The sequence below is a fragment of the Pseudomonas sp. RIT288 genome (assembly GCF_000631985.1).
Taxonomy (GTDB): Bacteria; Pseudomonadota; Gammaproteobacteria; order Pseudomonadales; family Pseudomonadaceae; genus Aquipseudomonas.
This window is the reverse complement of sequence record NZ_JFYN01000012.1, coordinates 617,142-631,026: the sequence shown is the minus strand read 5'-3', so window position 1 is coordinate 631,026 and position 13,885 is coordinate 617,142. Positions and strand designations below refer to the sequence as shown.

11 protein-coding genes are annotated in these 13,885 nt (G+C 59.3%); 3 read left to right on the top strand and 8 right to left on the bottom strand.

Translation table 11 applies throughout. The features are described from left to right. Positions 1-131: 131 nt before the first annotated feature. Both BW33_RS14465 and BW33_RS14460 read left to right on the top strand, forming a co-directional pair. Positions 132-923 (top strand): dienelactone hydrolase family protein, encoded by a 792-nt coding sequence (locus BW33_RS14465; protein WP_047599695.1) that lies wholly within the window; start codon positions 132-134, stop codon positions 921-923. A gap of 139 nt (positions 924-1,062) precedes the next feature. Continuing rightward, complete coding sequence (locus tag BW33_RS14460) at positions 1,063-1,788, top strand: 4'-phosphopantetheinyl transferase family protein (protein WP_047599739.1); 726 nt, start codon at positions 1,063-1,065, stop codon at positions 1,786-1,788. 116 nt (positions 1,789-1,904) lie between these two features. On the opposite strand, the gene BW33_RS14455 is transcribed toward BW33_RS14460, so the two are convergent. Further along, positions 1,905-3,515 (bottom strand): ATP-binding protein, encoded by a 1,611-nt coding sequence (locus BW33_RS14455; RefSeq protein WP_047599694.1) that lies wholly within the window; start codon positions 3,513-3,515, stop codon positions 1,905-1,907. Beyond that, positions 3,512-4,234 (bottom strand): response regulator, encoded by a 723-nt coding sequence (locus tag BW33_RS14450; protein ID WP_047599693.1) that lies wholly within the window; start codon positions 4,232-4,234, stop codon positions 3,512-3,514. Before BW33_RS14450 ends, BW33_RS14455 begins: the two co-directional genes overlap by 4 nt. 857 nt (positions 4,235-5,091) lie before the next feature. Between BW33_RS14450 and BW33_RS14445 the strand changes: the two genes are divergently transcribed. Then, entirely contained in the window at positions 5,092-7,986 is a 2,895-nt protein-coding gene (locus BW33_RS14445) for a ribonucleoside-diphosphate reductase subunit alpha (protein WP_047599692.1), read from the top strand. A 759-nt stretch (positions 7,987-8,745) separates the two neighbouring features. On the opposite strand, the gene flgE is transcribed toward BW33_RS14445, so the two are convergent. The 6 genes from flgE to BW33_RS14415 form a co-directional block, all read right to left on the bottom strand. After that, a complete protein-coding gene (gene flgE, locus BW33_RS14440) occupies positions 8,746-10,062 on the bottom strand; it encodes a flagellar hook protein FlgE (RefSeq protein WP_047599691.1) in 1,317 nt (438 codons plus the stop codon). Positions 10,063-10,092: 30 nt separating this feature from the next. Then, positions 10,093-10,821, bottom strand: a complete 729-nt coding sequence (flgD, locus tag BW33_RS14435) for a flagellar hook assembly protein FlgD (RefSeq protein WP_047599690.1) — start codon at positions 10,819-10,821, stop codon at positions 10,093-10,095. A gap of 15 nt (positions 10,822-10,836) precedes the next feature. Next, positions 10,837-11,280, bottom strand: coding sequence for a flagellar basal body rod protein FlgC (gene flgC, locus BW33_RS14430; RefSeq protein WP_003227217.1), 444 nt, complete (start codon positions 11,278-11,280; stop codon positions 10,837-10,839). 3 nt (positions 11,281-11,283) lie between these two features. Next, a complete protein-coding gene (flgB, locus tag BW33_RS14425; protein WP_007917581.1) occupies positions 11,284-11,691 on the bottom strand; it encodes a flagellar basal body rod protein FlgB in 408 nt (135 codons plus the stop codon). 329 nt (positions 11,692-12,020) lie between these two features. Then, entirely contained in the window at positions 12,021-12,848 is an 828-nt protein-coding gene (gene cheR, locus BW33_RS14420; RefSeq protein WP_007963053.1) for a protein-glutamate O-methyltransferase CheR, read from the bottom strand. A gap of 46 nt (positions 12,849-12,894) precedes the next feature. Continuing rightward, the gene (locus tag BW33_RS14415; protein WP_041074300.1) at positions 12,895-13,827 is read right to left on the bottom strand and encodes a chemotaxis protein CheV; all 933 of its coding nucleotides are present in this window, start codon (positions 13,825-13,827) and stop codon (positions 12,895-12,897) included. Between the last annotated feature and the right edge of the window lie 58 nt (positions 13,828-13,885).

The following is a 13,885-nucleotide window of genomic DNA, read 5'->3' as shown; positions in this document are numbered from 1 at the left end:
CTTTCACAGTGCTGTTTGGGTATGGCGCAAGGTTACTGACCTGCCCCTGTACCGCCCCTGAACACTCTCTGAACCTGCGCTGAATCAAATCGACTAGGCTGTCCTGACCACTTTCTATAAGGAGACCGACCATGCGCCTGTTCCTCGCCCTCGCCTTGCTCGCTGCCAGCAGCCTGGCCAACGCCGCGATCAAGACTCAGGAGATTCCCTACCAGAGTGCCGACGGCACCCGGCTGATCGGCTACTACGCCTACGACGACGCGATCAAGGGCAAACGCCCGGGCGTGGTGGTGGTGCATGAATGGTGGGGCTTGAACGACTACGCCAAACGCCGCGCCCGCGACCTCGCCGAACTGGGCTACAGCGCGCTGGCGATCGACATGTACGGCGAAGGCAAGAACACCGAGCATCCGAAAGATGCGATGGCATTCATGCAAGCCGCGACCAAGGATGCCGCGGCCTCCAGCAAGCGCTTCGAGGCGGGGTTGAATCTGCTGAAAAAGCAGCCGCAGACCGACGTGAATAAAATCGCCGCCATCGGTTACTGCTTCGGCGGTGGCGTGGTGCTTAACGCCGCGCGTCAGGGCGAGCCATTGGCGGGCGTGGTGAGTTTCCACGGTGCGCTGGCCACCACCACCCCGGCGACGCCCGGCAGTGTGAAGGCGAAGGTTCTGGTCGAGCACGGTGCGCTGGACAGCATGGTTACCCCGGACAACGTCACCGCGTTCAAATCTGAAATGGACAAGGCCGGCGCCGACTACACATTCGTCAGCCTCGACGGCGCCAAGCATGGTTTCACCAATCCGGATGCCGATCGCTTGAGCCACGGTGAACACGGAGGCCCGGATATCGGCTACAACAAGGCTGCCGATGAAAAATCCTGGGCGGACATGAAGGCGTTCTTCCAGAAAATCTTTGGCTGATCAGATAGATTGCAGCGCGGCCTTCGCGAGCAGGCTCGCTCCCACATGGGAATGCGTTCCAAATGTGGGAGCGAGCCTGCTCGCGAAAGCCGCACCGCCGATCTCGACCTTGCCCCTGCGAATCGGCAAAATGCCCGCCATGAATTCCAGCCCGCCCCTCCCCGCCTGCTGCACCCCGCTCGACGCCCATTGGCCGTTGCCCAACGTGTTGGCCGACACCGTCCTGCTGAGCACCTGTTTCGACCCGAAGCAACTGCTGGGCGATGACTTCCAGCGCAGCGCCATCGAGCCGCCGCCGAGCATTCAGCGTTCTGTTGCCAAGCGTCAGGCCGAGTTTCTTGCCGGGCGGATCTGTGCCCGGGCGGCGTTGCAGCAACTGGAAGGCTCAAGCGTGATTCCGGCGATTGGCGAAGACCGTGCACCGGTATGGCCGGCGCACATTTGCGGCTCGATCACCCACAGCACCGGGCGTGCGGCGGCGATTGTCGCCAACAAGCAACACTGGCGCGGCTTGGGCATGGACCTGGAAAACCTGCTCGAGACCGAGCGCGCCGAACGCCTGGCCGGGGAGATTCTGACGCCTGCGGAACTGCAGCGCATGGCCGCCGGTGCGCGGGAACAACTGGCGTTGCTGGTGACCCTGACGTTTTCGGTGAAGGAGAGCCTGTTCAAGGCGCTGTATCCGATTGTGCAGAAGCGCTTTTATTTCGAGCACGCCGAGGTGCTGGAGTGGACGGAGCAGGGTCAGGTTCGGATGCGTCTGCTGACTGACTTGTCTGGTGAATGGCGTCATGGCACCGAGCTGGAGGCGCAATTTGGCGTGCAGGAGGGGCAGTTGTTGAGTCTGGTGAGCATTCCTGCCTGAGGATTTGCGGTGTTGGCATCGGCCCTATCGCGAGCAGGCGAAGGCCTACATGTGGAATGCGTGCCCTTGTAGGCCTTCGCCTGCTCGCAATGAGGCCAGTCCGGCCGACATCGATATCAACGGCGTTCCTGATTCCTCGGCCAGCTCAGACTGAAGCAGGCCCCACCCAGACTCTTGCTCTTGTTGATCAGCGCCCGACCGTCATGCCAGTGAATGATCCGCCGCACAATCGACAGCCCCAGCCCATGCCCACCAGAAGCCCGCGTGCGGCTGTCATCCAGACGCAGGAACGGCGTGAAGATCCGCTCCCACGCTACCTCCGGCACGCCCGGCCCGTCATCCTCGACATCGACCCGACAGCGCAACTGTCCGACCTGATAACTCACCGTGACTTTCGAGCGCGCATGGCGCATCGCGTTGCTCACCAGGTTCTGCAACGCCCGATGCAGGAAGCGCGGCTCGGCCTCGACCCAGGCGCCGTCGTTATCCGCTGCCGACAGGCATAACCCACGCTGCACCGTGACCTCGGCACGCAACGGTGCCAGTTCTTCGATCACCTGATTGACCAGCGCATCGAGATCGATGCGTTGAAAGGTCAGCGCTGGTGAACCCTGTTCCAGCCGCGCATAGGTGAGCATTTCGTCGACCAGCTTATCGAGATCCTCGATGTCGTGATCCATGCCCTCGCGGTATTTTTCCAGCGCCTGCTGGGTGGTGGCCGAGCCGATCATCTCCAGCCCGAAACGCAAGCGTGCCACCGGCGTGCGCAGTTCGTGGGACACCGCACGCACGAGTTCGCGCTGGATCGCCAGCAACTGCTGCAAGTGCTCGGCCATGCCATTGAACGCCGCCGCCAGCCGCCCGACCGAGTCCGCTCCGCGCGCCGGCACGCGGGTTTCCAGGCTGCCCTTGGCGATGCGTGTGGCTGCGGCTTCGAGTCCGCGCAGACGTCGTTCGAGCTGGCGCACCAACAAATAAACGATCAGCCCGATCAGGCTCAGGCCCAGGGCAGCGATCAACACCAGCCATTGCGGCGGATACGGATTCATCTGATACAGCGGGCCGATTTCCAGCACCCACGGCGTGCCGACCATGCCGGCAAACACCCGAATCGAATCCCCGCCCTTGCCCAGCGCCATCACCGTATCGCCCTCGGACACGCGGCGGCTCTGGTCTTCGTCCATGTCGGCCTCGTTGACCGTGACCAGTCGCAAATCAAAACCGAAGCCCTTCTCTTCCTTTAATTGCGCCAGCCGCTTGGGTTGCTCGCCCACCGGGAAACGCACCAGTTCATCGGCCAGCAGGTAAATGGTCGCGCGGGCCAGTTGTTCGCTGATCTGTTGGACGTCACCGGTCAGGAGCAGCTGTTCCTTGTCGCTGACCAGCCGATAGACCCGCGCCGCATGCGGGCCGGTCTGCTCCACCAAGGCCTGACCGCGCTGCACCCGGGCGCGCTGAGAGAGGTCCAGATCCGTCTCGGAAAACCTCTTCAGTGCCAGCGGAATCCCCAGCAGACGCTCCCAGACCAACAACGCCCGGTGGCGCTCGGTCTCGTTCATCGGTTGCAGGTTGTCGGCCATCAGCGAGAACGTGCCGTGGGCCAGGCGCTCGCGGTATTGCTCGCTGCGCACCTGATTGAGCAGGTGCAGTGCCAGCACGCCGAGCACCGCCACCAGAATCAGCGCCGCGCACATGCCGCCATAGATGCGCAGGAAGATCGAGTTCACAGCGCCAGATCCACACAGGCTTCAGGGACGAACAGATAGCCTTTGCTGCGGATGGTCTTGATCAGACGCGGGTGATCGGGGTCGTCACCGATTTTCGGGCGGATGCGCGAGATGCGCACATCGATCGAACGATCCTGGCCGTCATAGCCGATGCCACGCAGGGCGGTGAAGATTTCTTCGCGAGAGAGGATACGCCCGGCATTCGACACCAGCAGCCAGAGCAGATCGAATTCGGCGCTGGTCAGTTCGATGCCGCTGTCGCTGAGCCAAGCTTCGCGCAAGGCGTTGTCCACCACCAGCGGGCCGAATTGCAGGCGACGGCTTTTTTCCGCGACGGGTTCGGCTGTGTCACTGCGGCGCAGCAAGGCCTGAATCCGCGCCAGCAACAGCCGTGGGCGCACCGGTTTGCACACGTAATCGTCGGCACCGAGGTCGAGGCCTTGAATCTGGTCAGCGTCGTCGGTGCGCGCGGTGAGCATCAGGATCGGCCCGTCGTAACGGTCGCGCACCTTGCGGCAAATGCTCAGGCCATCTTCACCGGGCAGCATCAGGTCGAGGATCACCAGGTCCGGCTGCTCCTTGATGATCCGCGCCGCCGCCAGCGCGCCGTTGCCTTCGATCTCCACGCGCAATCCATTGGCTTGCAGGTATTCGCGGGTGAGTTCGGCCAGACGCTGGTCGTCCTCGACTATCAATACCTGCCAGGCTTCTTGCTCCACCAGTGACCTCTGCTTGCTGTTTTTATTAATAAAGGAAGAACCGTACGACGCAGCACAATCCATGTGGGAGCGAGCCTGCTCGCGAATGCGTCGGTAGGTTCAGCATCAATGTTGGCTGATCCAACGCTTTCGCGAGCAGGCTCGCTCCCACAGTTCTAGATCCTCCCGTCTTTTTGTCATCTTTCGGGGGGATAAGACTGGGTAAACACCGCTCGATTGTATAAACGGCGTACAGCCAGAACACAAGTCGCCAAATGCGTTCGGACAAGGCGTTTTTTTGTGATAGGGTTCGCGCCCTTAAAAATCCGCTGAAGCGTTTTTCCCGAGTGAAAAACAGTGACAAACGGTCTAGCTCAGCAGGTTCGCGGCCTACACGCGAATCAGCCCTTTCGCACACAATTTACGCACAGGTTTATCCACAGGCTATACGTTGCAATACTCCCCCAAAACGCATTATCTTGTAGCCCGTGCGTAAAAAACCCCTACATGTAGGGGTTTTCGCAAAAAACCAAACACAAACCGGACAGTGAATTCAAGGCTTTTTATTGCCATTGTCGGGTTGAACCAAACGTATTTTCGAAAGCCCAAACCGCGCCTGCGGATGGCTACCGTTTTTCAGTCGACCACGACGATAACGGTACGGGTGTTGCAGTGACGAATCTGCTCCCCGAAAGGAATGCGGTCTCACGCGTATCGCGCGAACCGAAGACTTCGGCATGGAAGCGGCGCTCACAAGGCCCCCTTCCTGAACTGTCCCGAAGTCGTTATGCCCGGCGCGTGCCGGTTGTAGTGCTTCAGGACGGAACGGTGGGCACCTTGATGGTGCCCAAACAAACATAGAGAACGTGGAGACACCCATGCAAACCGACACAACTCGCGAGAACCCGCAGGGCACCTTGCCGCAGGCCGCCGATTCGAATTCGGATCTGGCCGCCACCGCGCCGGGTCAACTGCGCGTGATCAAGCGTAATGGCACTGTCGTTCCTTACACCGATGACAAGATCACCGTCGCTATCACCAAAGCGTTTCTCGCAGTTGAGGGCGGCACCGCTGCCGCTTCGTCGCGAATCCACGACACCGTTGCCCGTCTGACCGAACAAGTCACCGCGACTTTCAAGCGTCGCATGCCGTCGGGCGGCACCATCCACATCGAAGAGATCCAGGATCAGGTCGAACTGGCCCTGATGCGTGCCGGCGAGCAGAAAGTCGCTCGCGATTACGTGATCTACCGTGATGGCCGTTCGAAAGAACGCGCTGCCCACGCGCCGGTAGAAGCGGCGGTCAACGCGCACCCGTCGATCCGCATCACCCGTGCCGACGGCAGCCTCGCGCCGCTGGACATGGGCCGCCTGAACACCATCGTTACCGAAGCCTGCGAAGGCCTGGCTGAAGTCGATGGCGACCTGATCCAGCGCGAAACCCTGAAAAACCTGTACGACGGCGTGGCCCTGAACGACGTCAACACCGCACTGGTGATGACCGCGCGTACCCTGGTTGAACGTGAGCCGAACTACTCGTTCGTCACCGCTCGCCTGCTGATGGACACCCTGCGTGCCGAAGGTCTGGGCTTCCTGGGTGTGGCCGAAAGCGCCACTCACCACGAGATGGCCGACCTGTACGCCAAGGCGCTGCCGGCTTACATCGCCAAAGGTATCGAGTTCGAACTGCTGAACCCTGTGCTGGCCACCTTCGACCTGGAAAAACTGGGCAAGGCGATCAACCACGAGCGCGATCAGCAATTCACCTACCTGGGCCTGCAGACCCTGTACGACCGTTACTTCATCCACAAGGATGGCGTGCGTTTCGAACTGCCGCAGATCTTCTTCATGCGCGTGGCCATGGGCCTGGCGATCGAAGAAAAGCAGAAAGAAGACCGTGCGATAGAGTTCTACAACCTGCTGTCGTCCTTCGACTACATGGCTTCGACGCCGACCCTGTTCAACGCCGGTACCCTGCGTCCACAACTGTCGAGCTGCTACCTGACCACCGTTCCGGACGACCTGTCGGGCATCTACCACGCGATCCACGACAACGCCATGCTGTCGAAATTCGCCGGCGGCCTGGGCAACGACTGGACGCCAGTGCGTGCGCTGGGCTCGTACATCAAAGGCACCAACGGCAAGTCGCAAGGCGTGGTGCCGTTCCTGAAAGTGGTGAACGACACCGCGGTAGCCGTTAACCAGGGTGGCAAGCGCAAAGGCGCTGTGTGTGCCTACCTGGAAACCTGGCACATGGACATCGAAGAGTTCATCGAACTGCGCAAGAACACCGGTGATGATCGTCGTCGTACCCACGACATGAACACCGCCAACTGGATCCCTGACCTGTTCATGAAGCGTGTCTTCGATGACGGCAAGTGGACTCTGTTCTCGCCTTCCGAAGTACCGGATCTGCACGATCTGACCGGTAAAGCCTTCGAAGAGCGCTACGAGTACTACGAAGCCCTGACCGAGTACCCGGGCAAGGTCAAGCTGTTCAAGACCATCCAGGCCAAAGACCTGTGGCGCAAAATGCTTTCCATGCTGTTCGAAACCGGCCACCCATGGCTGACGTTCAAGGACCCGTGCAACCTGCGCAGCCCGCAGCAGCACGTTGGCGTGGTTCACAGCTCGAACCTGTGCACCGAGATCACCTTGAACACCAACAAGGACGAGATCGCCGTTTGCAACCTGGGCTCGATCAACCTGCCGAACCACATCGTCGACGGCAAGCTGGACACCGCCAAGCTGCAACGCACCGTGAACACGGCCGTGCGCATGCTCGACAACGTGATCGACATCAACTACTACTCGGTGCCGCAAGCGAAGAACTCCAACTTCCGCCACCGTCCGGTCGGTCTGGGCATCATGGGCTTCCAGGACGCGCTGTACCTGCAGCACATCCCTTACGGTTCCGACGCTGCCGTCGAGTTCGCCGACAAGTCGATGGAAGCGGTCAGCTACTACGCGATCCAGGCGTCCTGCGACCTGGCTGACGAGCGCGGCGCGTACGAGACCTTCAACGGTTCGCTGTGGTCCAAAGGCATCCTGCCACTGGATTCGCAACAGATCCTGATCGAACAACGCGGCCAGAAGTACATCGACGTTGACCTGAACGAAACCCTGGACTGGGCACCGGTTCGCGCCCGTGTACAGAAAGGCATTCGTAACTCCAACATCATGGCCATCGCACCGACCGCGACCATCGCCAACATCACCGGCGTATCGCAGTCGATCGAACCGACCTACCAGAACCTGTATGTGAAATCGAACCTGTCGGGCGAATTCACCGTGATCAACCCGTACCTGGTTCGCGACCTCAAGGCTCGCGGTCTGTGGGACTCGGTCATGATCAACGACCTGAAGTACTACGACGGTTCGGTTCAGCAGATCGAGCGCATCCCGCAAGAACTCAAAGAGCTCTACGCGACCGCGTTCGAAGTGGACACCAAGTGGATCGTTGACGCCGCCAGCCGTCGTCAGAAGTGGATCGATCAGGCCCAGTCGCTGAACCTGTACATCGCCGGCGCCTCGGGCAAGAAGCTCGACGTGACCTACCGCATGGCCTGGTACCGTGGCCTGAAAACCACCTACTACCTCCGTGCCCTGGCCGCGACCAGCACCGAGAAGTCGACCATCAACACCGGCAAGCTGAACGCTGTTTCCAGCGGCGGCAACCACGGCGATGATTCGGTTCTGGCAGCTCCAGCCGGTCCGGCTCCAGTGCCAAAGGCTTGCGCGATCGACGAGCCGGATTGCGAAGCTTGCCAATAAGCTGAGCCGAATCAGGCGTCGCGAGACGCCTGATTCTTCCAGGCAAAAGAACCCCCGACAGACTTCTGGTGTGTCGGGGGTTTTCTTTTGTCCGCCATATATTTGTAGGAGCTGTCGAGTGAAACGAGGCTGCGATCTTTTGATCTTTACTGCTGCCGCCAAAGATCAAAGGATCAAAGGATCAAAGGATCAAAGGATCAAAAGATCGAAAGATCAAAAGATCAAAAGATCAAAAAATCAAAAGATCAAAAGATCAAAAGATCGCAGCCTTCGGCAGCTCCTACCATTGATTAAGTGAATCTGACGGAGATTAGTTGGCTCGCACAGAAGAGCAAAAGCCAAACACATGCTCTTCACCACTCAATGGCCGAGTGTCAGCTCGCCGAAAGCTTTTGATCTTGCCTTACCGGCCCCGTTGGCAGGCTGAGTGCAGGGGTTTATCCGGGGGCGGGAGCGCAGCGACCGTTTGGCGCAGCCAAACACATCGAGAGGAGGTGCAGCGAAGCAAACCGTAGGCGATGCCCCCGGATGAATACCGTAGCAAAGGAACCCGAGCCACGGCGAGGGCCGAACGCTGGGGCCAAGCCTTTTGGGTTATCTTTTCGTTGGGCCGGCACTCCGGCGCCTGGAAAAGGTGACTCGCCGTAAGGGCGAAACCCTAAGTAGCCGTTATCGCAGCAATGGATAAGCCCACAAAACAATAGCCCACAAAAAAGCCCCTCAAAAAGAGGGGCTCCCTTGCACAACCAGAAACCGCAATCAGGTCATCTGAATGATGGTCTGCATGATGGTGCTCTGGGTCGAAATGGTCTTCGCGTTCGCCTGATAGTTGCTCTGGCCCTTGATCAGGTCCACCAGTTCATTGGTCAGGTTAACGTTGGACTCTTCCAGCGAGTTGGATACCACCTCGCCCAAGGTACCGGTTTTCGGCGCGTCGTAGCCCGGAATACCGGAAGCGAAGGTTTCTTTCCAGCTAGTACCACCGATAGCCTGCAGGCCCTGTTCGTTGGTGAAGCTGGCCAGCGCAACCTGGCCGATGGCCTTGCTCTGGTTGTTGCTGAAGTTGGCGAACAGGGTACCGGTGCCATCGATGGTCAGGTTGGTGATCTGGCCAGTGGCGTAACCATCCTGAGTCGGGATCGAACGGGCAGTATCGGCGTTGTACTGGGTGGTCTGAGCCATCGAAATGGTGATGCCTGCCGGGTTCGCGGCTGCACCATTAGGCCTGAACGTACCGTTGATCACATTACCCGGGACCCAGCCACTGAGCTTGAGGTCACTGCTGATCACCGGGCCCGGCAGAGTGCTGACCTGAGTCAGCTTGCCAGCGGAGTCAAACGTCATGGTCGAAGGTGTCGGCGCGGTGACCTTCGGATCGCTACCGGTAGCGTCCGGATTGCGACCGTCTACCAGGGTGTAGACCTTCCAGGTGTTCGCACCGGTCTTGACCACGTACTGATCCATCGGGTGCATGTTGCCCTGACTGTCATAGATCGGCGTGCTGAACGACTTGGTGTAGGTCGCAAGGTTGTTCGGATCGAACTTGCCGGCGGGCACTGTGTCGTCGATCACTGGAGCGGTCGAGTCCAGGTTGATGGTCGAGGTCACCAGCGAGGTGGACTTCGGCGCCAGGTTGGAAGTGTCGATCTTCAGGTCGGTCAACACACCATTGACGATCTTGCCGTTGGCATCCACACCGTAACCTTGCAGACGCGAGGTGTAGTCGGTGTTGGTGATGTAACCGGCATTGTCGACCTTGAACGTACCGGCACGGGTATAGGAGATCGAGCCGTTGTTGCTCATGGTGAAGAAGCCGGAACCGTTGATACCCATGTCCAGCACGTTACCGGTGTTGTTGATATCACCCTGGGTGAACTGCTGAGAAACGTTGGCCAGACGTACACCGTTACCGATGACCTTGCTGCCACTGCCCAGACGGGTCGACGAGTAAACGTCTTCGAATTCTGCACGGGACGATTTGAAACCGGCGGTCGCGACGTTGGCGATGTTGTTGCCGGTCACGTCCAGTTGTTTGTTGGCTGCATAGAGACCGCTAAGGCCGATATTGAAAGACATATTCCACTCCTTTGTGCCGGTTAGTCGGCTCTATATACCAATGGTTTGTACTTTGGACAGGGCGACGGTGCCCTTGCCGGACAGGTTGAGCATCAGCTCGCCACCGGTCTGGCTGATGGTCACGCTGTTGACCGTGGCTGGCAGGTAGGTCGCCAGGTCGGTCGCGGTGCCATTGATCGAGGCGTTGGCTTTGACGGTATAGGTACCGGTCTTGACCAGATTGCCGTCCTTGTCCTTGCCGTCCCAGGTGAAGCTTGCGCTGCCTGCGGCGCGACTGCCCAGATCGATGGTGCGAACCACCGTGCCGCTGCTGTCGGTAATGCTGACGGTGCCACCGGCAATCGACGACGGCACGGTGACCGAACCGGTCATGCCTTTGCTCGGGTCGTCCAATTGAACGGTGTTGGTCTGCACGATCACGTTGCGGCCAACCAGCGACGACGCCTGCAGGGCTTGCGAGGAGCTGTAGTTGCCGGCCAGCGAACTGACGGTGCTGTTGAGGGTGGTGATGCCCTCAAGGCTGCTGAACTGCGCCAACTGTGCTACGAAGGCGCTGTTGTCCTGCGGATCAAGCGGGTTCTGGTTTTTCAGCTGGGTGACCAGCAGTTGCAGGAACGCATCCTTGCCCAGGGCTTTGCCGCCAGTGGCGCTGTTGGTGGCCGAAGCAATGCCACCGGTGGTCGAACTGCTCGTTTTCTTCGAGGAGTTCGCCAGGATGTCATTCATGCTCAGGCTGCTGGTGGTATCGGAAACACTCATGGCAGTCGCCCCTTATTACTGACCGAGGGTCAGTACCTTCTGCATCATGGTTTTGGCGGTGTTCATCATTTCGGCGTTGGTCTGGAACGAACGGCTCGCGGAAATCATGTCAGCCATTTCTTCCACCACGTTGACGTTCGGGTAGTAGACATAGCCTTTGGCGTCAGCGGCCGGATGGTTCGGCTCGTAGCGCGCTTCGAGGTTGCTCTGGTCTTCGACCACGCCAAGTACCTGCACGCCCTGCCCTGCGGCGTCCTGGCTCTGGAACAGCGAGTTGCTGCCACTGTTCTGGCCGCCCTGGAACATGGTGGCGAACACCGGGTGACGGGCGCGGTAGGTCTGGTCGATGCTCGACGAAACGGTTTCGGCGTTGGCGATGTTCGAAGCCACGGTGTTCAGACGCGTGGTTTGTGCGCTCATGCCGCTGCCGGCAATGTTGAAAACGCTGGACAGGGACATGGATTACTCTCCGCGCAGGGCTGACACCAGCCCTTTGAATTTGCTGTTGAGCAGGGTGAAGCTGGCCTGGAAGCCGACCGCGTTTTCCGCGTAGTTCGACTGCTCAAGCTGAGCGTCCACGGTGTTCTGGTCGATCGAAGGCTGCATCGGCGTGCGATACATCAGCGACTCGTCGCCATTGCCCAGGCCTTCAGCCTCGATGTGACGGCTGTTGGTCATGTTCAGGGCGATGGTGCCGTTGGCGTTCTTCTGGGTCTGTGCTTCGAGCACTTTGGAGAAGTCCAGATCCCGAGCCTTGTAGTTCGGGGTATCGGCGTTGGCGATGTTGTTGGCCAACACTTCGGCACGCTGGGCGCGGAAGCCCAATGCCTTTTCGTGAATGCCGAGCGCTTTATCGAAGCTGATGCTCATGTCGGGAACCTTCGGGTGACCGGTTTTTCGTACCTGAGCTTTAGCAAGCGCCGTGCCAAACAGAAGAACCCCCGTAAACCGGGGCTTTGCCGGGTATCGGCAAAGCGGTAATGCCAGAAAAGCGGCAAACGGCTTCCGCTGGCTGCCGCTTTTCTGCCGCTGCCTCCCCTGTAGGAGCTGCCGAAGGCTGCGATCTTTTGATCTTGTTTTTTAAATCAAGATCAAGATCAAAAGATCGCAGCCTTCGGCAGCTCCTACATGAAACAAAGCATCAGGCATAAAAAAGGGAGCCCTCGGGGCTCCCGATTTTGTATGCCTGATGCCTTGTTTCACTTCGCCTGGTAAATGATCCCCGGGCTGCACTGGACCATCTGGTAATGATCCGGCAAACCGTTCAGCGCCTCGGAAGCGCCAAGGAACAGATAGCCGCCCGGCTTCAGCGTGCTGTGAATGCGCAACAGGATGTCTTTCTTCACCTCGGCGGAGAAGTAGATCAGCACGTTGCGGCAGAACACGATGTCGAACTTGCCCAGACTCGCGTAGCTGTCGAGCAGGTTGAACGAACGGAATTCCACCCGGTTCTTGATCGGCGCCTTGATCACCCAGCGCCCCGGCCCTTTCGGGTCGAAGTAGCGCTGCAGACGATCGGCGGACAAACCGCGGCCGATCGCCAGGCTGTCGTATTCGCCGGTCTTGCAGTTGGTCAGCATGCTGCCGGACAGGTCGGTGGCAACGATCTGCACGCCCATCTTCAACTGACCGAGGTTGCTGCGTTCGAACTCGTCGATCGACATCGACAGCGAATACGGTTCCTGACCCGACGAGCACGCCGCCGACCAGATCCGCAGACGCTGGTTGGGACTGGCCTTGATCGCCTCGGGCAGCACCTTGTTCTTCAAGACTTCAAACGGATAGGTGTCACGAAACCACAGGGTCTCGTTGGTCGTCATGGCATCGACCACCTGCTCGCGCAAACCGCTGCGCGGCTGGGTCTGGATGCGCTGTACCAGCTCACCCAGGGACTTGATGCCTTGCTGCTCCATCAGTTTGTTGAGACGGCTCGAGACCAGGTACTGCTTGTTTTCACCGAGCAAAATGCCACAGGCTTTTTCCAGGAAGACCCGGAATTGTTCGAAATCCAAATTACCCGTAGACAATGATGCCGCCTCTTAAATCGTGTTGACCGCCAGGGGCAGAAGGCCCCTAGCTGATATCTGCTGCTTTGATCCGGTCGACTACCCGGGATGCCAGGTCATCAGGACGGAATTTGGCCAGGAAGTCATCGGCACCGACTTTCTTGACCATCGCCTGATTGAATACCCCCGACAACGAAGTATGCAGGATGATATGAAGCTTTTGCATGCGCGGGTCGCTGCGAATCTCCGCCGTCAGGGTGTACCCGTCCATCTCCGGCATCTCGATGTCGGAAATCATCATCAGGAACTCTTCTTCCGGCTTCTTGCCCTCATCGACCAGCTTGCGCAGGTAATCCAGCGCCTGCTTGCCGTCGTTCAGCGCCACCACTTCGACACCAACCGTCTGCAGGCAACGCGTGACCTGCTTGCGCGCCACCGACGAGTCATCGACCGTCAGCACCCGCAGCGACAACGCCTTGCTCTGGGTCTCGACATCCACCACGCCGACCGAAATCGCCTCGGGTGTCGGCGCCACTTCCGCCAGCACCTTCTCGACATCGATGATTTCGACTAACTGATTGTCGACTCGAGTCACAGCGGTCAGGTAATGATCGCGACCCGTGCCCTTGGGCGGCGGATGGATCTCTTCCCAGTTCATGTTGACGATGCGCTCCACCGAGCGAACCAGGAAACCCTGGGTCTTGGTGTTGTACTCCGTGATGATCACGAACGGACTGTTCTTGTCTTTCAACGCCCCGGAACCGGTCGCCATTGCCAGATCAAGGATCGGAATGGTCGCCCCCCGGATATTCGCCACCCCGCACACGACAGGACTGGACTTGGGCATCAACGTCAGCGACGGGCATTGCAGCACTTCCCGCACCTTGAACACGTTGATGCCGTAGAGCTGTTGACCGTCGAGACGGAACAACAACAGCTCCAGGCGATTCTGCCCTACCAGTTGCGTGCGCTGGTTCACCGAATCCATTACACCAGCCATGCCCAGACTCCTACACCAACGCCAAGTGTTGTTGCGACGCACATTCATTGCTAAACGG